Here is a 19,607-nt window from a genome sequence, read left to right as displayed (position 1 = left end):
CCACGGGCAAGCCCGTGGTCGGAATTAACAGCGATGTCGTTTACTGGTGAACGGCAACCTGCTCACGCCCTTTCACCCGGTCAACCACCGCAGCAATCACCAGCATCGCCAGCGACGGCGGCAACCAGGAGAGTCCCTGATCGGCCAGCGGCAGATGCTGGCTAAACAACGGCAGCGCATCTTTAAAGCTGGTGGTTTTGATGGCATCGACGATACCAAACAGCAGGCTGATCAGCATGGTTGGCGCGATGATGCGCGTGCTGCGATTCCACCAGCTCAGGGTAAAGCTCAGTACCACCAGTACGATGCACGGCGGATAGATAGCCGTCAGCACCGGAATCGAAATCTGAATCAGGTGGCTGAGACCGAGGTTCGACACCAGCATGGCGAACAGGCCGAGAATAAACACCAGCGCTTTATACGACAACGGCAGGTATTGCGCAAAGAATTCTGCGCAGGCGCAGGTCAGGCCCACCGCCGTAACCATACAGGCGACGAAAATCAGCGCGGCGAGGAAGACACTGCCCATACCGCCGAAGGTCTGCTGCACGTAAGCATGCAGAATCGCCGCGCCGTTAGCGTTCTGATCGACAATCGCGCCGCTGCCGGAGCCCAGCTTGAACAGGCTGAGGTACACCAGCGTCAGGCCAACACCGGCGATCACGCCAGCCAGCATGGTATAGCGCGTCAGCAGTTTGCTGTCTTCCACGCCACGCGAACGCGCCGCATTAACGATGACGATACCGAACACCAGCGCGCCGAGCGTATCCATGGTCAGATAGCCGTTCACGAAACCGCTGGAGAAGGCCGCACGCTGGTAGTCGGCGGTGGCCGGCGAAATGCCGCCAGCCGGCCACAGCAGCGCCGCGACGCCCAGAATGGTCAGCGCGACAATTTTCAGCGGCGCGAGGAAGTGGCCGACGGTGTCCAGCAGCTTGCCTGGATAGAGCGAAATGCCGATCACCAGCGCGAAGTACACCAGGCTATAGATAAACAGCGGCAGCGGGCCGTCGCCGGTCAGTGGCGCAATCCCGACTTCAAATGAAACGGTCGCGGTGCGCGGCGTGGCAAACAGCGGGCCGACGGCGAGATAGCACACGGTGGCGAGCAGCAGACCGGCCGCTTTACCAATCGGTGAGCTGAGCGCATCAATACCGCCGCCAACGCGCGCCAGCGCGATCACGGTCATCACCGGTAAACCAACCGCGGTGATCAGGAAGCCGAAGGCGGCAATCCAGACATGTTCACCAGACTGAATACCGACCATAGGCGGGAAAATGATGTTTCCTGCGCCAACGAACAGGGCAAAGGTCATGAAGCCCAGCGCCAGGATGTCCCTGGAGGTTAAACGATGTGTCATAAACTTCTGTACTGCCTGTAGCTGATGTTGCGGTGGAAGTTGGGTTTGTGTTGTCCCCTGGATGCGCGAAAACAATGGCTTAACTGGCTTGACCAGTGCGTTATGCGGGCCGAATCGGTACAGCGCAGGTGATTTAAACTGCTTTTCTTCTGTTCACAGAGGGATGAATCGACAACGGCGCAAATTAAAACGTTTATAGCGAAGAAAGGCAATACAGGATCGGAAAACCAGAAGGATATAACAGGAAAGCGTCAGAACGCAGTGGATAAGCAGGAAATAGTCGGAAAACACCTGAGATGATTTGCTTAAAGTTTCTGCAAAGCGGGCGATCTCCTTGCAGAAACCGCCGCAGGGATGCACAAAAGGCGCGCTTTACGCGCCTGTTTGCACAACTTTACAGCATCACCACATCTGTTGTGCGATGTCGACAACCAGACGAATCTTCTGCCACTGCTGCGCTTCGGTCAGGCTGTTGCCCTCTTCCGTTGACGCAAAGCCACACTGCGGGCTGAGGCAAATCTGGTCGAGGCTGACAAACTGCGCCGCTTCCTGCAGGCGCGCCTTTACCTGTGCAGCGTCTTCCAGCTCGCCGGTTTTGGTGGTAATCAGCCCTAATACCACCTGCTGATGACCGGGTTTGATGAAACGCAGCGGCTCAAAGCCACCGGAGCGCTCATTATCGTACTCGAGGAAAAACGCGTCGATGTTCACGCTGCCAAACAGAATTTCCGCCACCGGCTCGTAGCCGCCTTCCGAGATCCAGGTCGAGCGGAAGTTACCACGACACACGTGCAGACCGACGGTGAGATCCGCCGGTTTATCTTCCAGCGCGCGATTCAGCACCTGCGCATAAATGCGCGCCAGCTGTTGCGGATCTTCACCGCGCTCGCGGATTTGCTGCTGCTGATCGCCTGAACACAGGTACGCCCACACGGTGTCATCCAGCTGCAGATAGCGGCAGCCAGCGTCGTAAAACGCCTTGATCGCCTCTTTGTAAGTCTGTGCCAGATCGGCGAAGTACTGCTCCAGATCCGGATACACCGTGGCATCAATCACTTTACGGCCGCCGCGGAAGTGCAGCACGCTCGGGCTGGGAATGGTCATTTTCGCCACCGCATCGCCGGCCACGCTTTGCAGGAAGCGGAAATGGTCCAGCATCGGATGCTGCGGGTTAAAAGCGACTTTGCCGGTGACCTTCACGCCGTGCGCTTTGGTCTGCACGCCGTTGAACTGAATGCCCTGATCGGCCTCAAACAGCTCGACGCCGTGCAGATGGCCAAAGAAATCAAAGTGCCACCAGGCGCGGCGGAATTCACCGTCGGTCACCACCTGCAGACCGCTGGCGCGCTGCTGCTCCACCACCTGGCGAATCGCATCGTCTTCTACCTGACGCAGCTGGTCGGCGCTGAGGGTGCCACTGGCGAACTGCTCGCGTGCCTGCTTAATGGCAGCGGGACGCAGAAAACTGCCGACGGTATCGGCGCGGAACGGGGCGGTGTTGCGTTGCATATTCACTCCTGCACTGGCGCATAATTGCGTCAGGGTATAATTGCGTACGGTTATTTTTGGCCATCTGGATGGCTATATGTCCATAAGAGTGACATGCCGCCCTGCCGGCGGCAATAGAAGAAAATTCAGGGGACGTGAAAAAAATTCATGATCGGTCAGCGTGAATTAGTTTTGCGCAATCGCCGCGCGCGCCTGCGCGATCTGGCTGTCGGACAGCGGCAGGTAGCCAGCCTCCGTTACGCGGCGCTGGCCCTGCGCAGAGAGCACCTGTTGCAGAAAGGCGGCGACCAGCGGCGGCAGCTGTTTGCCGGGCGCCTTGTTAACGTAGATATACAGCGGGCGCGACCACGGATAGCGGCCGCTGCGGATCGATTCGGCATCCGGCATGACGCTGTCGCCGCTGGCGGTGACGATCGGCAGGGTTTTCACGCCGCTCAGGTGAAAGCCAAAGCTGGCATAGCCGATGCTGTTCGGCGTGCTGGCGACCGCCTGCACCACCGCCGCCGAGCCGGGAAACTCCGCGACGTCAGCGCGGAAATCGCCGCGACACAGCGCCTGCTGCTTGAAGAAGCCCCAGGTGCCGGAAGCGGAGTTACGGCCAAAGCGCTGAATACTGCGCGTTGCCCAGTTCGCCGTATGCAGGCCAACATCGCCCCAGCGCTGCGGCACCTGCTGTGCGCCGCACAGCCGCGTCACGGAGAACAATGCATCCAGCTGCGGCTGACTGATGGACGGCAGCGGATTGTCCTGATTAACCACCACCACCAGCGCATCCATCGCCACCGGCACCGCCAGCGGTGCATAACCATAGCGCGCGATAAACAGCTGACGCTCATCCACCTGCATCGGCCGGCTCATGGCGCCAAGCTGAGCGGCCCCGGCGGCCAGCGCGGTCGGCGCCGTCGACGATCCCGCCGCCTGCACCTGCACGTTGACGCCCGGCGACTGACGGCTGAAATCTTCGCCCCACAGCGTCATCAGATAGCCCAGCGTGTCCGAGCCCACGCTGCTCAGGTTGCCGGTCAGCATGCTTTGCTGAGCCGTCGCCAGCAGCGGGCACAGTAATAAAAGAGAGAGCAGCAGTGATTTCATCACAGAGTCCGGTGGCGTTTACTGCGCCACATTCTCGCGGATTCCGTTCGCCACAATCAAGCGCGGTGGCAGCACGAAGCGGAAGCAGGTTTCCTGATGCGGCACGCTGCTGATCTCCAGCCGCGTGGTGTGGTGGCCGAGCGCATGCTTAACAATGGCCAGCCCCAGCCCGCTACCGCCAGTGGCGCGCGAGCGCGCTTTATCCACGCGGTAGAAACGTTCGGTCAGGCGCGGCAGATGCTCCTCGCTGATGCCGGGCCCGTTGTCGCACACTTTAAATTCGGCGCCCTGTTTGGTGCGCAGCCAGCTGATGTCGATGCGCGTGCCATCCGGCGTGTGGTTCACCGCGTTATACACCAGATTGGAAATCGCGCTGCGCAGCTGTTCATCATTGCCGAACACCTTCAGGTGTGGATCGGTGTGGAAATGGATGTTGTGACGGCCCTGGCTGAGGGTTTCCGCCTCGCGCTGTAACAGCAGCAGCATGGTCGGCACATCCACCGTCTCTTTCAGATCAATGGCGGGGGCCGCTTCGATGCGTGACAGCGTCAGCAGCTGCTTCACCAGGCTGTCCATGCGTCGCGTCTGCTCCTGCATGGTACTGAGCGCCTTGCTGCGGGTGCGCTCGTTCATCCCGGCATCGTCCATCATCTCCAGATAGCCCTGCAGTACCGTCAGCGGCGTGCGCAGCTCATGGCTGACATTGGCGAAGAAGTTGCGTCGCGCCCCTTCCAGCTGATGCATCTGGGTGACGTCACGCGCCACCATCAGCCACTGCCCTTCGCTGTAAGGCATGACGCGGAACTCCATGTGATGCTGATTATTGAGCACCAGCGTCAGCGGCTTGTTAAAGTCGCGCTGGCGGATATAGCGGGAGAATTCAGGGTAGCGCAGCAGGTTGAGGATATTCTGTCCATTATCTTCCGGCCAGCGCAGCCCGAGATGCTGCTGGGCCAGACCGTTACACCAGAAAATGGTGCCCTCTTCGGTGGTGAGCACCACCGCGTCCGGCAGCGACTCGGCCCCGCTGCGAAAGCGTTTGATCAGATTGCCCAGCTCGCGCCGGCGGCGGCGATTGCGCAACTGCATTTGATACAGGCCGTAAAACAGCGGTTCCCAGCTGCCGCGCCCGGTGGGCGGCGTCATTGAACGATCAATCCACAGCCAGTGCGACAGCCGCATCAGATTTTTGAAGTGCCAGAACAGCACGCCGCACACGGCCAGTAACAGCCACCACGGCAGATAGCCAACCAGCAGACCCAGCATCAGCGCAGGCAGACACACCAGCGCCAGCTCGGTCAGTAATCTCTTCCAGGAGAGTCGTTCCAGCACGGTAAAAGACTCCGTTTAGTAGCGGGCAGAGAAACGATACCCTGTTCCGCGAACGGTTTGTACCATGCGATCGTGGCCGGAAACTTCCAGTGCTTTACGTAAACGACGGATATGCACATCCACGGTGCGGTCTTCCACATACACGTTAGTGCCCCACACGTGATTCAGCAGCTGTTCGCGGCTGTATACGCGCTCCGGATGCGTCATAAAGAAGTGCAGCAGTTTGTATTCGGTCGGTCCCATTTCCAGCGGCGTGGTTTCGGACATCACGCGATGCGAGGAGGGATCGAGGCTCAGCCCCTGCATCTCAATCACCTCTTCCACCGCCATCGGTGAAATACGGCGCATCACGGCTTTAATGCGCGCCATCAGCTCTTTGGGCGAGAACGGCTTGGTGATGTAATCATCGGCGCCCACTTCCAGCCCGCGCACGCGATCTTCCTCTTCACCACGCGCCGTCAGCATCATCACCGGAATATCACGCGTCATGGCTTCACGCTTTAAATGTTTGATGAACTGAATGCCGCTGCCGCCGGGTAACATCCAGTCCAGCAGAATCAGATCGGGCCAGGGTTCGATCAGCTTGCCAATCGCGCTGTCATAGTCCTCAGCCTCAATCGGCTGATAATCGTTTTGTTCCAGCACGAAACATAACATTTCACGGATGGGAGCTTCGTCTTCCACAACCAAAATGCGCTTAGCCATTATTACTCCTGCGATTGTGACGGCATGTCACGGGGATTTGCGGCGCCATTATGCGTCAGTTTTGTGACACTTTTATGAAAAACCCACCTCATGATAATCAGATAAAAAGCGCAATTGTGACAACCGGTTTCGCTTTTTTTTCATTGCGTTGTTAAGCGGTTATACTGCCGCTTTGCGATAGCAGGCACGGAGCATTCATGCGCATTATTCACACCGCTGACTGGCATCTCGGTCAGTTCTTTTACAGCAAAAGCCGCGCCGCCGAGCACCAGCAATTCCTCGACTGGCTGCTGGTCGCGATTGTGCAGCATCAGGTGGATGCACTGATCGTCGCTGGCGACCTGTTTGATACCGGTTCGCCGCCCAGCTACGCGCGCGAACTGTTTAACCGTTTCGTGGTGGCGCTGCAGCCCAGCGGCTGCCAGCTGATTGTGCTGGCCGGCAACCATGATTCGGTCGCCACGCTGAATGAATCGCGCGAGCTGCTGGCCTGCCTCAATACCCGCGTCATTACCAGCGCCACGCCCGGCGGCGAGCAGCAGGTGCTGACGCTGCAACAGCGCGACGGCACGCCGGGCGCGCTGCTGTGCGCCATTCCCTATCTGCGTCCGCGCGACATCCTGCGCAGCCAGGCGGGTCAGTCCGGTCGCGATAAGCAGCTGTCGCTGCTACAGGCGATTGAGCAGCACTATCAGCACTGTTATGCCGCCGCCGTGGTGCAGCGCGAAGCTATGGGCAGTACGCTGCCGATCATCGCCACCGGGCATCTCACTACCGTGGGCGTCAGCAAGAGCGATTCGGTGCGTGATATCTACATCGGCACGCTGGACGCCTTTCCGGCGCAGGCCTTCCCGCCAGCCGACTACATTGCGCTGGGCCATATACATCGCGCGCAGCGCATCGCCGACAGCGATCACATCCGCTACAGCGGTTCGCCGATTGCGCTCAGTTTTGATGAGCTGGGCCGCGAGAAAAGCGTATTCCTGCTGGAATTTAGCACCCGGCTGGAATCCGTCACACCGCTGGTTATTCCGTCATTCCAGCCGATGCAGATGTTAAAAGGCGCGATGGCAGAGATTGAACAGCAGCTGACCGCGTTTCACACCTATGAAGGCGATCTGCCGGTTTGGCTGGATATCGAAATCACTACTCAGGAGTACCTGAGCGACCTGCAGCGCCGCATCGAACAGCTTACCGAGTCGCTGCCGGTTGAGGTGCTGCTGGTGCGCCGCAGCCGCGATCAGCGTCAGCGCAGCCTGGCGCGGCTGGAGAACGAAACCCTGAGCGAACTGAAAGTTGAAGAGGTATTTGCCCGCCGGCTGGCGCTGGAGGATCAGCTGGAGGATGAACAGCGCGCGCAGTTAACGCAGCTGTTTCGCAGCACGCTGGCGACGCTGGAGGATCCGGGCGCATGAAAATTCTGACGCTGCGTTTTAAAAACCTCAACGCGCTGCGCGGCGAGTGGTTTATCGATTTCCGCCGCGAGCCGTTTGCCAGCAACGGGCTGTTCGCCATCACCGGCGCCACCGGCGCGGGTAAAACCACGCTGCTGGATGCCATCTGTCTGGCGCTCTATCACCAGACGCCGCGCCTTGGTGGCCTGTCGCAGAGCGAAAATCAGCTGATGACGCGTGACACCGCTGAATGCCTCGCCGAAGTGGAGTTTGAGATCAAAGGTGAAGCCTGGCGCGCCTTCTGGAGCCAGAACCGCGCGCGCGGCCTGGCGGAAGGTAAACTGCAGGCGCCGCGCGTCGAACTGGCGCGCGTGGCGGACAACCAGATCGTCGCCGATAAAGTCGGTGACAAGCTCAAAGCCATCGAAACCTTGTCCGGTCTCGATTTTGCCCGCTTCACCCGTTCGATGATGCTGTCGCAGGGGCAGTTTGCCGCCTTCCTCAATGCCAAACCCGGCGAGCGCGCCGAGCTGCTGGAGGAGCTGACCGGCACCGAAATCTACGGCCACATCTCGATGCAGATCTACGAGCGCTGGCGCACGGCGCGCGCGGCACTCGACACGCTGCGCGCCCGCGCCGGTGCGGTGCAGTTGCTCGATGACGCCCGCCGCGCCGAACTGGCGCAGCAGCTGGACCAGCTCACCCGCACCGAACAGGATCTGAGCGAGCAGCTGGCGCAGGCCCAGCAGCAGCAGCAGTGGCTGACGCAGCAGCAGCAGCTCAACGCGGAGCAACAGCAGGCGCAGCAGGCGTTGCAGGCTGCCGCCACGGCCTGGCAGCAGGCGGAAGGCGATCGTCAGCGGCTGGCGCGTGCTGAACCGGCAGAGAAGCTGCGCGACAAACTGCAGCAGCGCGAACAGCTGCAGCGCGACCAGCAGACACTGAACCAGCAGGCGCAGCAGTTACAGCAGCAACAGCAACAGGCACAAGCGGCGCTGCAGCAGGGTGAAAGCCACTATCAGGCCGCACAGCAGGCACGTGAACGCGCGCTGGCCGAACAGCAACAGCTGGAGACGCTGCTGAGCGAACAGGTGATCCCGCTCGATCAGCAGATCGCCAGCCGTGCACAGCAGCTTGAGCAGCAGCAGGCGCTGCTGAGCGAACAGCAAAAAACCCTGTTACTCAGCCAGCAGGCGCTGGATCAGCATCAGCAGGCAAGTGAACGCTTACAACAGCAGCTGGCGCAGCAGCAGGCGTTTCGCCTGAGTGAAGCCGCTGTCGCCCGCTGGGGCGGCGAACTGGCGCGCTGGCATGCCGAACTCGCCCGGCTTGAAGAGCGTGAGCAAACGCTGACGCAGCTCAGCGCGCAGCAGCAACAACTGCAAAGCCAGCTGGAACAGCAGCAGCAGGCGCTGCAGGCGCGCGAACAGGCGGCACAGCCGCTGCAACAGGCAGAAGCCGCGGCACAGCAGCAGCGCCAGCAGGCGGAGCAGGTGCTTACTTCGCTGGAAGCGGAGATCGTCAGCCCGGCGCTGCGGACGGCGCTGGCGCAGCATCAGCAGCAGCGCGGCGTACGTCAGCAGCTCAGCCTGCTGGCGGCACAGTGGCAAACGCTCCAGCCGCAGCGCCAGCAGCGTCAGCTTAAACTGCAGCTGTTACAGCAGCATGCTGAGCAGGAAGCGCTGGCGTTGCAGCAGCTGCGCGAGGAGTACAAGCGCGAGCATCAGACGCTACTGGACGTGCGTCGCCTGTGTGAACTGGAGCGCACGATTATTCAGCTGGCCGATGAACGGGCGAAGCTGCAGCCGGAACAGCCCTGCCCGCTGTGCGGCTCCTGCCAGCATCCGGCCATCGACCGCTACCAGCAGTTGCAGCCGGACGAAAATCAGCAGCGCCTGGCCGCGCTGGAGAGCCGCGTGATGCAGCTCAGGGAAGCCGGCACCGCGCGGGGCGAGCAGCTTAAACTGTCGCAGCAGCAACAGCAGGCGCTGCAACAGGAAATCGCCGATCTCGACCAGCAAATCGCCGCCACCCGCGAGCGCTGGCAGGCGCTGTGCGGTGAGCTGGCGCTTACCTTCAGCGCTGAACAGCACGCAGAATTCAGCGCCTGGCTGCAGCAGCAGGACGCGCTCGAAGCCCGCCAGCAGCAGCAGTTGCAGGCGCGCGAACTGGCGGCCGTCACGTTGCAGCAGGCCAAAGACGCGCATCTGCAACAGCAACAGCGCTGGCAGCAACATCAGCAGCAGCAACAGCTGGCACAACAGCAGCTTGCCAGCGCCCGGCAGCAGCGGGATGAGATCGATCAGCGCGTCAGCGGTGAACGTCAGGCATGGCAGCAGCAATTGCAGCAGCTGGAACAGCAGCTGGCTGCCCATCAGCTTAGCCTGCCGGCAGCGCCCGAGCGCGCAGGCTGGCTGCAAACGCTGCAGCAGCGCTGGCAGCAGTGGCAGGAAAGTGAGCGGTTACTTGCCGGGCTACAGCCGCAGCTGGCGAAAAGCGAAACGGAAGGCAGCAGCCTGCAGCACACGCTGGTGCGTGAACAGCAGCAGGTCGCCAGCCTGCAGCAAGCCCTTAACCACCTGCAACAGCAGCAGCAGGCCCAGCAGCAGCAGCGTCAGCAGCTGTTTGGCGACCGGCGCGTGGCGGACGCGCGTCAGCAGCAGCACGCCACGCTGCAACAGCATGACCAGGCGCTGGCGCAACAGCTGCAGCGCTGGCAGCAGGCGCAAAGCGAGCTGCACGGCCTGAAAGGTCAGTATGAACAGATTGTCAGCCAGCAGCAGACGCTGGCGCAGCGCGCAGCGGACGCCGAAAGCGCCTTCCGGCAGGCATTGCTGCTCAGTGATTTCGCTGACGAAAGCGCCCTGCGCGCCGCGCTGCTGGCGGAAGATGAGGTGCAGACGCTGCGCCAGCGGCTGCAAACGCTGGAGCAGCAGCATCAGCAGCACACCGCGCTGCATGCCAGACTGGCGCAGCGGCTGAGCGATCATCAGCAGCAGCGCCCGGCCGCGCTCAGCGATGCCGATGCTGGCTCCATCGCCGCCCGGCTCGAGCAGCTGCGCGTGGCGCTGCGTGACAACGCACGCCAGCAGGGTGAAGCGCAGCAGCAGTTGCACAGCGATACCCAACAGCGTCAGCAGCAGCAAACCCTGCTGGCGCAGATCGCCGCTGACGAAGCGGAACTGGCACAGCTGAGCCGCCTCAACGATCTGATCGGGTCGGCCAAAGGCGACAAGTTCCGCCGCTTTGCTCAGGGCTTAACCCTCGATCATCTGGTGTGGCTGGCAAACCGCCAGCTCGATCGCCTGCACGGCCGCTATTTACTGCAGCGCCGCGTCAGCGATGAGCTGGAGCTGGAAGTGGTGGATACCTGGCAGGCCGATGCCACGCGCGACACGCGTACGCTGTCCGGCGGCGAGAGCTTCCTCGTCAGCCTCGCGCTGGCGCTGGCGCTGTCCGATTTGGTCAGCCATAAAACGCGCATTGAATCACTGTTTCTCGACGAAGGCTTCGGCACGCTGGATGCCGAAACGCTGGACACCGCGCTGGATGCGCTCGATGCGCTTAACGTCAGCGGGAAAACCATCGGCGTGATCAGTCATGTGGAAGCGATGAAAGAGCGCATCCCGGTGCAGATCCGGGTGCGTAAAATGAACGGACTCGGCTACAGTAAACTGGAGCTGCCGGGCGAGTGATGCGTGAAGTGGCGCGGCGATCAGCTGATCGCCGCGCCAGGTAGATTAACGCGTAACCGGCGCTTTGTAGCGCGGACCGGCCAGCAGACCACCCTGCTCGTTCTGCGCTAACAGACGCGCGCTGGTGACACCCGCAATGGTGTGCGCTTTGTCGCCCGCGTTGCTGGCAATCTGTTTGATCGCCGCCGACACCAGCATGCCAATGATGCCGCCGTTGCTGTTGTTGCTGTTCTCAGAATCATTGGCGGTGGCCATGCCCTGCCACAGCTCTTTACCGCTGCGCAGATCGACCAGACGGGCAGTGGCCGAGACCGTGGTCACCGAATCAACCACCAGATAGCTGCTGCCATAATCGGTAATCGAAATGTACAGTGCGCTGTCTGCGTTGAAGATGTCATGCAAACGCTTCGTGCTCACCGCCTGAATTTCATGCCCGTTGCTCAGGCCGTTTTGCTGGAAGGTCTCTTCCACCACCGCCACCGGGAACACGTAGTAACCCGCTTCCGCCAGCGGCTGGGTCACCAGCGAGGTGAAGCTGTGCGACGCGTTGATATCCGGCGCACGGTTATCGGCAGGCAGCACCAGAATTGACGCCGGCTTACTGGCACGGAAGGCGCTGTAGTCATACGGTTTCTTATTCTGGGCACAGCCGGTCAGCAGCAGCGCCGCGAATACGCCGCACACGGCAATCAGTTTTTTCATTGGTTCACTCCTTTTTTCTTCATCAGAAAGTCCATGTACGGGGCCGATTCCGGAAACAGCTGCTTCTCGAGGGCGAACTGGCTGAAAGCTTTATCCGTATTGCCGTTTTTGGCGTACAGCAGGCCCAGCTGGGCGTGCAGACCCGGTGCTACCGGCTTGTTCACCGCTTTGGCCTTTTCGATATCCAGATTCAGCGCATCAATCTGCTTCTGCGGATCGCTGTCTTTCTGGTAATAGCTGTAGACCTGCTGCTGGTAATCACCCCAGTAGTAGATCGGCTCCGGTCCTTTTGGCGCACAGCCGGCCAGCACGCCTGCCGCGATCAGCGCGGCGCTCAGTTGCAGTAATTTCATCGTCAATATCCTTATTTCACCGGGCGCCATGCGCCATTATTGATGCCATCCACCAGGTGGTCGACCGCTTCACGGATCGCCAGATCCATCACTTTGCCGTTCAGGGTAGAGTCATAGCTGGCGGTACCGCCAAAGCCGATCACCTCACGCGCTGACAGCTGGTATTCACCCGCGCCCTGCACGCTATAAACCACTTCTGAAGTGGTCACATCCACCACATTCAGATTCACTTTGGCGTAAGCGATCTGGCTTTTACCGCGGCCGAGGATGCCCCACAGCTGCTGGTCGCCCACTTCTTTGCGCCCGAACTCGGTGATGTCACCGGTGATGATGTAGTTAGCGCCCTTGATGTTCTGCTGGCTGTGTTTGAAGTCGGCTTCCTGCTGCAATTCTTTCAGGTTGCTGCGATCCAGCACGTTGAAGCGATTGGTCTGCTGCAGATGCGTAATCAGAATGGTTTTGGATTGGTTGCCCAGACGATCAACGCCGTCGGAGAAAATCCCATTCATGTATGACGAACGGTTATCAAACTGTCCCACCGCGATTGGGCTGCGCACGCCCTGATAAGCCGGCTGGCTTGCGGCGCGAACCTGAGGTGCGTCGATGGCGCGCGACGACTCGGTGGCACAGCCACTGAGCAGTGCGGCGCTTAACAAGGAGAGTGCCGCAAAGGCATATTTCTTCTGCATTTCTGGTCCATGAATAAAGGAAGGGATAACACCGCCACCAGGCGGCAAATTCTGGTTATGCCGACAGTCAGAGTAATGCCATAGCATTCCCTGCTGCGGTCTGTAGACTGTCGGCAGCAGCGCCAGGAATCTTTAGCGAAAATGCAGGCTTATTAATGAATTTAATTAATCAATTAGCGAGACTATCAGGTGGGTTAGTAATGATGGTGGGGCTCAGCGCCTGCCAGCAGGTGTCCGCGCCGGCCCCCAGCCTGGCCAATCAGTGCCAGCCGCAGGACGATGCTGACAGCGCCGCCTGCCACTGGAGTGAAGCACTGCAGCAGCAGCTCAATAAGCAGTTTCACGATGCGGCGCGCTATGCCGGACAGCAGTGCTGGGTGCGCCTGGAGTGGCAGAACAGTGGGCGCTACGCGGTGACGCAAACCCAGGGCGACGAAGCGCTGTGTTTGCGCGCGTGGCAGCTTATTGGTCAGTCGCGCGGCTTACCGCCTCCGCCGCAGCGCGACCAGCCAGCGTGGTTTGGCTTTGCGCCACACCGGCCTGACTTACCAGCCCATCCTGGCGCCACTGGCGCGGGCTGATGCCGAACCAGCGGCGGAAGGCGCGGGAAAACGCGCTGACCTCGGAATAGCCGAGCAGCAGCGCCATCTCCGAGATGGGCAGCTGTCTTTGCTGCAGATAGTGCGTGGCCATTTCGCAGCGCACCTTATCCACCAGCGCGCTAAAGCTGATGCCCTCTTCGCGCAGGCGTCGCTGTAGCGACCAGCTCGACAACCCCATTTTGCCGGCGATCTCCTCCAGTGCCGGTTCGCCCTGAATGAGCGTCAGGCTGACCTGCGAACGCGCCTGTTCGACCACGCTCTGCACGCTGGCGCTGCTGTTGAGGCGGCGAATGGCATCCTGCATCACCATCAGCAGCATCGCATCCTGCTCCGGCATGGCGCGCTGCAGGTCGCGTTTCGCGATCAGCAGTGAGTTAAACGGCTGATCGAACCAGACCGGCGCATCAAACACTTTGCAGTGCTCGTGCCACTGCTCCGGACGCGGATGTTCAAAGTGCACCTCGCGCGGTGCCCAGTTTTTGCCCGCTACGTGGCGAATCAGGTTGAGGAACATGCCGAGCGTCAGCTCCGCATCCTGACGGCGCGCCAGGATCGCCCCGTGGCGCACCTGATAATCGAGCCGCCAGCAGTCGCCCTTGTCCACCAGCCGCGTCAGCGTATCGTGCTGGTGCCAGGGAAACGCGTTCACCACATTGTGCAGCGCCTGCTCCAACGTCGGCGAGCACAATCCGATGTAGCCAATTAACCCTAATGACTGCGGTTTGAACTGCCTGCCGTAATGCAAACCGAAGTTATCAAAGCCGGAGTGGCGCGCCGCTTCTTCCATCACGCGGCAATAGTTCACCAGCCCCAGACTCAGTGTCGGGCTGGCCAGCAGTTCGGAATCGATACCGCTGATGCCAAAGATGCGATCGACATCGCCGCCTTTATCCGTAATAAAGGCGCTCAGACCGGTCGCCGCCGCCGCCAGAACGCCACGGTTGCTGGCGGGTGTGGCAAACGCGCTGAAGGCATCAGCAGCAGAGATGAGTGATTGCATGGGAACCTCTCAGGGATCGCGCGGATAACAGAATGAAGGGATCCAGCAATTTTCATACCAGCGTCACCCGGCGGCGCGCGGTGCAAGGCAATGCACCGCCTGGCCGCCGCTGGCGCGCTCCCGGCGAAGATCTGCGTGCCTGTCAGCGCGCCTGTGACGGCCGGCGCGCTTGATGCGCAGGCACCAGATTACGCCATCAGCGCGCGCCGCTGCCCTCTGCTGGTGCAGGTCACGCGCCTACCGGCAGCTGGCTGCTCTCAAGATAGCGACGGCACAGCCGCACCGAATGGCTGGCCCAGTGCGGCCCGAGGCTGAGCGCCATCTCGGTATCGGCGTGCGTGCCCATCCACGCCGTCATCTGGATACGACGCTGGATCAGTAGCGTCGGCACCAGCGCCATCTCAGCATCGCTGATGTGCGCCACGCGTTCATAGCCAAGGATCCAGTTATCCACCCACTCCGCCGCACGCGGATGGTGCTCGACGAAGCTGATCGCGGCCGCCAGATCGTGCAGATACCAGCCCATGCCGCAGTCGTCGAAGTCGATCACCCGGGTCTCGCCTTTGTGCAGCAGCAGATTGGTCAGACGCAGATCGGCGTGGATCAGGCCGTAGCGATCGCGCTCTTTACCAAATTCCGCCAGCGCCTGCCCGGCGCGCTCAACCGCCGCTGCGATAATGCCGTGATCGGCCGGATCGAGATGCGGCGCATCCTGCCAGCGCCCCCAGTGGCTGTGCTCGCTGACCATGGTGTGATGATCCCAGATAATACGCTGAAAACCTTCTGGTTTCTGCCAGCTGCGGCTGTGCTGATGCAGGCGCGCGGTGATGGTACCGAGCTGCTGAAAGGCTTTGGGATCGACGTCGGTGGTCGGCATCTCGCCGTCAATCCAGTGGAACAGCACCGCATGACGCGTGCTGCCGTCCGCCAGCGTCAGCGTCAGCACGCTTTCACCGTCGCGCGCCGGGATGGCCTGCGGCACCATGATGCCGGTCTCGCGCAGCGCATCGAGCCACATCAGTTCACTGAGAATATCCGCTTTGCTGTGGTAATCCGGCCGGTGCAGGCGCAGCGCGTAGCGTTTGCCGCCGGCACGCAGCAAAAAGGTGGCGTTCTCCGAACGGCACAGCAATTGCAGCTCACCGTGCAGCGCGGCGGGATAGCAGGCCAGCGCACGTTGCGCCAGCAGGGTGATCTCGGCATCGGTCAGGGATTCGGCTTGTTTGGCGCTCATTCATCACTCTCCAGCATCAGTCTCTATAAACCAGTGTTATCAGCATGGGATGAGGTCGTCCTGACTGCCTGACCGCAGAACAGCAAAAGTTGACCGCAGCGTACAGCCAGCGCTTTTTCTGGCAGCGAGTTGACCGCAGAGGACAAAACTCACTGCGCCGGCGTCAAGTTTTCCCGTCCCGGGCAGCGGCATTATCCCTTCACTGTAGCGCAAACCCACAATAGCGCGGTGCCAACGCCGCACAACAAGCATGACGGGGAGATGAAGATGACAGGCAAACTAAAACCCACGCTGGGCACCCTGCATTTATGGGGTATTGCGGTTGGACTGGTGATTTCCGGTGAGTATTTCGGCTGGAGCTATGGCTGGGGCGTGGCCGGGACGCTGGGATTCCTGATCACCACCGCGCTGATCGCCACACTTTATACCTGCTTTATTTTTAGCTTTACCGAACTGACCACGGCGATTCCGCACGCTGGCGGGCCGTTCGCTTACAGCCGTCGGGCATTTGGCGAAACCGGTGGTCTGATTGCCGGTCTGGCGACGCTGATTGAGTTCGTGTTCGCCCCGCCGGCCATCGCCATGGCGATTGGCGCCTACCTCAACGTGCAGTATCCCGATCTCAACCCCAAAACGGCGGCAGTCGGGGCTTATTTATTGTTTATGGCACTGAATATTCTCGGCGTGAAGCTGGCCGCGATGTTCGAACTGGTGGTGACGGTGCTGGCAGTGCTGGAGTTGCTGGTGTTCATGGGCGTGGTATCGCCGGGTTTCAGCGTCGCTAACTTCGCCGCCAACGGCTGGGCTGGCAGCGATCATTTTGGCATGCCAGCGCTGTCCGGCATCTTTGCCGCCATCCCGTTCGCTATCTGGTTTTTCCTCGCCATTGAAGGCGCGGCCATGGCGGCCGAAGAAGCCAAAGATCCGAAGCGCACCATCCCGAAAGCCTACATCAGCGGCATTCTTACCCTGGTGGTGCTGGCGATTGGCGTGATGCTGCTGGCCGGCGGCGCGGGCGACTGGCGCAAGCTGTCGGACATCAACGATCCGCTGCCGCAGGCGATGAAGATGATCGTCGGCGAGCACTCTAACTGGATGCATATGCTGGTGTGGATCGGCCTGTTTGGCCTGGTCGCCAGCTTCCACGGCATCATCCTTGGCTACTCGCGTCAGTTCTTTGCCCTGGCGCGCGCGGGCTATCTGCCGCCCAGCCTGGCGAAGCTGTCGCGCTTCCAGACGCCGCACCGCGCCATCATCGCCGGCGGCGCCATCGGTATCGCCGCCATTTACAGCGACGGACTGATCAACCTGCAGGGCATGACGCTGACGGCGGCGATGATCACCATGGCGGTGTTCGGCGCAATCGTGATGTACCTGATGAGTATGCTGAGCCTGTTTAAGCTGCGCCGCAGCGCACCGGATCTGGAGCGCAGCTTCCGTGCGCCGGGCTATCCGCTGGTACCGGGCATCGCACTGGTGCTGTCGCTGGTGTGTCTGGTGGCGATGCTGTGGTTTAACCCGGTAATCGGCGGATTGTTTGTGGCGATTATGGTGCTCGGCTACCTTTACTTCCTCGCCACCAAAGCTCAGCGCGAGCGCGCACCGCAGGACTCCATGCTGGTCGGCGAGTAACAAACGCATTGCCCCTGCCCTTCAGGCAACGGAGACGGGTACACAGAGCCCTTTGTGTACCCGTCTCTTTCTGCCCCACGCGATAAATCCATCCCACCACAGCACCGCTCCGGTCTTGCTGCTGTGATACCTTTTTTGCATGACGAAAATGACAATTCATTACGCGTAATCGGGGTGCAACAATCAAAAAAACCCGCAAAAGGAGCCACTATGCACACCCGACATTTATCGCAAACCCTGACTGTCAGTTCGATCGGCTATGGTGCCATGGGACTGAGCGAATTTTATGGCCAGACAGACGACACCGCTTCACTGCAGCTGTTACACGCGCTTATCGACCTGAATATTACGTTTATCGACACCGCGGATATGTACGGGCGGGGCCATAATGAGCGGCTGATTGGCCACTTTCTTGCCGGTCTGGATAACACCACGCGTGAGCAGTTTAACATTGCCACCAAGTGCGGTATCGATCGCCCTGCGGACCAGGCTTATGCCCGGACGATTAACAACCAACCTGACTACATCACCCGCTGCTGTAATGAATCGCTTAAAAGGCTTGGCGTTGAGCGCATCGATCTGTTCTATCTTCACCGCGTGAGCCAGGCTACGCCGATTGAAGAGAGCATGGAATGCCTGAGCCGCCTCGTTAAAGCGGGTAAGATCAACCACATTGGCCTGTGTGAAGTTTCTGCTTCAACCCTGCGCCGGGCCCATGCCGTCCACCCGATCGCCGCCCTGCAAACCGAATATTCACTGTGGACGCGCGATATCGAAGCTGAGATTCTGCCGGTGGTGAAAGAGCTGGGTATAGGTTTAGTTCCCTACTCTCCGCTGGGCAGAGGGTTTCTGACCGGAAAGTATCGTCATAACAGCGACTTCGCCGAGGGTGATTTCCGCAAAAATAATGCGCGCTTTAGTCAATCCAGCCTCGACCATAACGCCCAGCTTCTTGACGCGGTGCACCCGCTTGCTGAAAAGTACAGCTGCACGCCAGGGCAGATTGCGCTGGCCTGGCTACTGGCGCAATACGACAAGCTGATCCCCATTCCGGGAACGAAACAGCCCCGCTATCTGGCAGAAAATGCGCAGGCCGCCGATATCGTGCTGGAGCAGGCAGATATCGCCTTACTGAACGCTATTCATCAGCACATTGAGATCAGGGGCGAGCGCTATTCTCAGGAAGGGATGAAAAGCATTAATGCCTGAAGCCATAACCGGGTAACGCCCGGTTATTTTTTCTGACGTCGCGCCGCCAGCCTGCTGCGCGACCAGACCGATTACCCCATATCCTGCTGATCTTTCGCGGGGTAGAATAACGTCTTTGATTACCCGGATGGACTCTATGGCGACGGCAGAGCACCTTATCAGCAACCATCTCCCCAGCGTGAAACAGCTGCAATGCTTTCTTGCGGTTGCGCACGAGCTGAACTTTCGCCGGGCCGCCGAACGGCTCAGAATGACTCAGCCTCCGCTAACCCGACAGATTAAGCGCCTTGAAGCCGTGCTGGAGCAGCCGTTGTTTAGCCGCAGCACCCATGACGTCAGTCTGACGGACGCTGGCCGGGCGCTGGTAATCAAAGCGGAGAAGATCCTTCAGGCGCTGAATGAACTCAAGCCAGGCCCGCTTTCTTCAGAAAAGCGCCTGCGTATCGGCCTCACCCGCACGCTGAATTTTGCACTGATTGCGCCCATTCACCAGCAACTGCTGAAACTGGACGCCGCCGACGATGTGGAAACGCCCGATCTGACGTCTGCGCAGTTGCTGCAGTGTCTGGCAAAAAACCGCCTGGACCTGGTACTGACGGGCGAAAGGGCAACCGGCCACGAAGATACCGTGCAGTACCAGTGGATCGGTCGTGAGCCGTTGCTGGTAGCAATGCCGGCCAGACATCCGGCCAGCCTGAAAGAAAAAGTCTCGCTGGAAGCTATCGGTGATTTACCGCTGTTCTGGTTTGCCAGAAGCGCAAATCCGTCATTCTACGATAAATGTGAACGCTTGTTTTCACAGCTCCACACCCCGCTTAAAAGAGTTAAAGAGCCCGATGATTCACTGGTTATGCTGACACACATTGCCCGAGGAAAAGGCTTTGCCCTGATGCCGCAGTCAAAATGTACCTTTCATCAGGAAGGGTTGTGTTATCGCGCACTGGCTGACGATGAAGCGCAAAAACTGCATATCGATATTTATGCCGCCATCCGACTGAATGAAAACCGGCCGGCCGTGCTGCATGCGCACGATATCGTGTGTCACGCCGGCCAGTTAAGCCAAAACTGACCCCTCTTCCGCTGGAAGAGGGGTTAAGCA

Annotated in this window: 16 protein-coding genes; 6 read left to right on the top strand and 10 right to left on the bottom strand. The window is 60.2% G+C overall.

The features are described from left to right. Window positions 1-40: 40 nt before the first annotated feature. The 5 genes from brnQ to phoB form a co-directional block, all read right to left on the bottom strand. Window positions 41-1,360 carry a branched-chain amino acid transporter carrier protein BrnQ gene (gene brnQ, locus F3J41_RS00620; protein ID WP_021507147.1) on the bottom strand — a complete coding sequence of 440 codons (1,320 nt, stop codon included), beginning with the start codon at window positions 1,358-1,360 and terminating at the stop codon, window positions 41-43. Window positions 1,361-1,762: 402 nt separating this feature from the next. After that, on the bottom strand, window positions 1,763-2,869 hold the full coding sequence (locus tag F3J41_RS00615; protein WP_104092642.1) for a cobalamin-independent methionine synthase II family protein: 1,107 nt from the start codon (window positions 2,867-2,869) through the stop codon (window positions 1,763-1,765). A 165-nt stretch (window positions 2,870-3,034) separates the two neighbouring features. Further along, window positions 3,035-3,961: a PstS family phosphate ABC transporter substrate-binding protein gene (locus F3J41_RS00610; RefSeq protein WP_059010572.1), complete on the bottom strand. Its 927-nt coding sequence runs from the start codon at window positions 3,959-3,961 to the stop codon at window positions 3,035-3,037. Window positions 3,962-3,979: 18 nt separating this feature from the next. Further along, a complete protein-coding gene (gene phoR / locus F3J41_RS00605; protein ID WP_166709681.1) occupies window positions 3,980-5,293 on the bottom strand; it encodes a phosphate regulon sensor histidine kinase PhoR in 1,314 nt (437 codons plus the stop codon). Between the two features lie 15 nt (window positions 5,294-5,308). Continuing rightward, window positions 5,309-5,998, bottom strand: coding sequence for a phosphate response regulator transcription factor PhoB (gene phoB, locus F3J41_RS00600; RefSeq protein WP_021507143.1), 690 nt, complete (start codon window positions 5,996-5,998; stop codon window positions 5,309-5,311). Between the two features lie 197 nt (window positions 5,999-6,195). On the opposite strand from phoB, the gene sbcD reads away from it, so the two are divergent. Then, complete coding sequence (gene sbcD, locus F3J41_RS00595) at window positions 6,196-7,413, top strand: exonuclease subunit SbcD (RefSeq protein ID WP_166709679.1); 1,218 nt, start codon at window positions 6,196-6,198, stop codon at window positions 7,411-7,413. Then, window positions 7,410-11,087: an AAA family ATPase gene (locus F3J41_RS00590; protein WP_166709677.1), complete on the top strand. Its 3,678-nt coding sequence runs from the start codon at window positions 7,410-7,412 to the stop codon at window positions 11,085-11,087. Before sbcD ends, F3J41_RS00590 begins: the two co-directional genes overlap by 4 nt. A gap of 45 nt (window positions 11,088-11,132) precedes the next feature. Here the strand turns inward: F3J41_RS00590 and F3J41_RS00585 are convergent, their stop codons facing one another. From F3J41_RS00585 to F3J41_RS00575, 3 genes are read right to left on the bottom strand one after another with little or no spacing between them, the layout of a single operon-like run. Further along, window positions 11,133-11,789: a DUF799 domain-containing protein gene (locus F3J41_RS00585; RefSeq protein ID WP_021507140.1), complete on the bottom strand. Its 657-nt coding sequence runs from the start codon at window positions 11,787-11,789 to the stop codon at window positions 11,133-11,135. Beyond that, window positions 11,786-12,142 (bottom strand): DUF4810 domain-containing protein, encoded by a 357-nt coding sequence (locus F3J41_RS00580; RefSeq protein WP_021507139.1) that lies wholly within the window; start codon window positions 12,140-12,142, stop codon window positions 11,786-11,788. The genes F3J41_RS00585 and F3J41_RS00580 overlap by 4 nt, the downstream gene beginning before the upstream one ends. Before the next feature lie 11 nt (window positions 12,143-12,153). Further along, window positions 12,154-12,831 (bottom strand): CsgG/HfaB family protein, encoded by a 678-nt coding sequence (locus tag F3J41_RS00575; RefSeq protein WP_021507138.1) that lies wholly within the window; start codon window positions 12,829-12,831, stop codon window positions 12,154-12,156. Between the two features lie 200 nt (window positions 12,832-13,031). On the opposite strand from F3J41_RS00575, the gene F3J41_RS00570 reads away from it, so the two are divergent. After that, window positions 13,032-13,412 (top strand): cell envelope integrity TolA C-terminal domain-containing protein, encoded by a 381-nt coding sequence (locus tag F3J41_RS00570; RefSeq protein WP_241798655.1) that lies wholly within the window; start codon window positions 13,032-13,034, stop codon window positions 13,410-13,412. Here the strand turns inward: F3J41_RS00570 and F3J41_RS00565 are convergent. Together F3J41_RS00565 and F3J41_RS00560 are read right to left on the bottom strand one after the other, a co-directional pair. Continuing rightward, the gene (locus F3J41_RS00565) at window positions 13,294-14,433 is read right to left on the bottom strand and encodes an AraC family transcriptional regulator (protein ID WP_104189126.1); all 1,140 of its coding nucleotides are present in this window, start codon (window positions 14,431-14,433) and stop codon (window positions 13,294-13,296) included. The two genes, F3J41_RS00570 and F3J41_RS00565, sit on opposite strands and share 119 nt — an antisense overlap. A 229-nt stretch (window positions 14,434-14,662) precedes the next feature. Continuing rightward, window positions 14,663-15,667 carry a phosphotransferase enzyme family protein gene (locus tag F3J41_RS00560; RefSeq protein ID WP_058757981.1) on the bottom strand — a complete coding sequence of 335 codons (1,005 nt, stop codon included), beginning with the start codon at window positions 15,665-15,667 and terminating at the stop codon, window positions 14,663-14,665. A 267-nt stretch (window positions 15,668-15,934) separates the two neighbouring features. Between F3J41_RS00560 and eat the strand changes: the two genes are divergently transcribed. From eat to F3J41_RS00545, 3 genes are all read left to right on the top strand, one after another. Continuing rightward, on the top strand, window positions 15,935-17,299 hold the full coding sequence (gene eat / locus F3J41_RS00555; RefSeq protein ID WP_031279644.1) for an ethanolamine permease: 1,365 nt from the start codon (window positions 15,935-15,937) through the stop codon (window positions 17,297-17,299). 210 nt (window positions 17,300-17,509) lie between these two features. After that, entirely contained in the window at window positions 17,510-18,508 is a 999-nt protein-coding gene (locus tag F3J41_RS00550; RefSeq protein WP_166709673.1) for an aldo/keto reductase, read from the top strand. Between the two features lie 136 nt (window positions 18,509-18,644). Then, on the top strand, window positions 18,645-19,577 hold the full coding sequence (locus F3J41_RS00545) for a LysR family transcriptional regulator (protein ID WP_166709671.1): 933 nt from the start codon (window positions 18,645-18,647) through the stop codon (window positions 19,575-19,577). The last annotated feature ends 30 nt before the right edge of the window (window positions 19,578-19,607 follow it).

Origin of the sequence: Pantoea sp. Ap-870 (assembly GCF_011752515.1) — a bacterium.
In the GTDB taxonomy this organism is placed as follows: Bacteria; Pseudomonadota; Gammaproteobacteria; order Enterobacterales; family Enterobacteriaceae; genus Pantoea; species Pantoea dispersa.
The sequence above is the reverse complement of the archived record's forward strand: the minus strand, read 5'-3'. Positions and strand labels throughout refer to the sequence as shown.

Excerpts from the sequence above, each read along its gene's own strand:
- F3J41_RS00575 (WP_021507138.1), bottom strand. The coding sequence starts at position 12,831 with ATGCAGAAGAAATATGCCTTTGCGGCACTCTCCTTGTTAAGCGCCGCA.
- F3J41_RS00560 (WP_058757981.1), bottom strand. The coding sequence starts at position 15,667 with ATGAGCGCCAAACAAGCCGAATCCCTGACCGATGCCGAGATCACCCTG.
- F3J41_RS00610 (WP_059010572.1), bottom strand. The coding sequence starts at position 3,961 with ATGAAATCACTGCTGCTCTCTCTTTTATTACTGTGCCCGCTGCTGGCG.
- F3J41_RS00565 (WP_104189126.1), bottom strand. The coding sequence starts at position 14,433 with ATGCAATCACTCATCTCTGCTGCTGATGCCTTCAGCGCGTTTGCCACA.
- F3J41_RS00570 (WP_241798655.1), top strand. The coding sequence starts at position 13,032 with ATGATGGTGGGGCTCAGCGCCTGCCAGCAGGTGTCCGCGCCGGCCCCC.
- F3J41_RS00545 (WP_166709671.1), top strand. The coding sequence starts at position 18,645 with ATGGCGACGGCAGAGCACCTTATCAGCAACCATCTCCCCAGCGTGAAA.
- eat (WP_031279644.1), top strand. The coding sequence starts at position 15,935 with ATGACAGGCAAACTAAAACCCACGCTGGGCACCCTGCATTTATGGGGT.
- brnQ (WP_021507147.1), bottom strand. The coding sequence starts at position 1,360 with ATGACACATCGTTTAACCTCCAGGGACATCCTGGCGCTGGGCTTCATG.
- phoB (WP_021507143.1), bottom strand. The coding sequence starts at position 5,998 with ATGGCTAAGCGCATTTTGGTTGTGGAAGACGAAGCTCCCATCCGTGAA.
- F3J41_RS00590 (WP_166709677.1), top strand. The coding sequence starts at position 7,410 with ATGAAAATTCTGACGCTGCGTTTTAAAAACCTCAACGCGCTGCGCGGC.
- F3J41_RS00615 (WP_104092642.1), bottom strand. The coding sequence starts at position 2,869 with ATGCAACGCAACACCGCCCCGTTCCGCGCCGATACCGTCGGCAGTTTT.
- sbcD (WP_166709679.1), top strand. The coding sequence starts at position 6,196 with ATGCGCATTATTCACACCGCTGACTGGCATCTCGGTCAGTTCTTTTAC.
- F3J41_RS00580 (WP_021507139.1), bottom strand. The coding sequence starts at position 12,142 with ATGAAATTACTGCAACTGAGCGCCGCGCTGATCGCGGCAGGCGTGCTG.
- F3J41_RS00585 (WP_021507140.1), bottom strand. The coding sequence starts at position 11,789 with ATGAAAAAACTGATTGCCGTGTGCGGCGTATTCGCGGCGCTGCTGCTG.
- F3J41_RS00550 (WP_166709673.1), top strand. The coding sequence starts at position 17,510 with ATGCACACCCGACATTTATCGCAAACCCTGACTGTCAGTTCGATCGGC.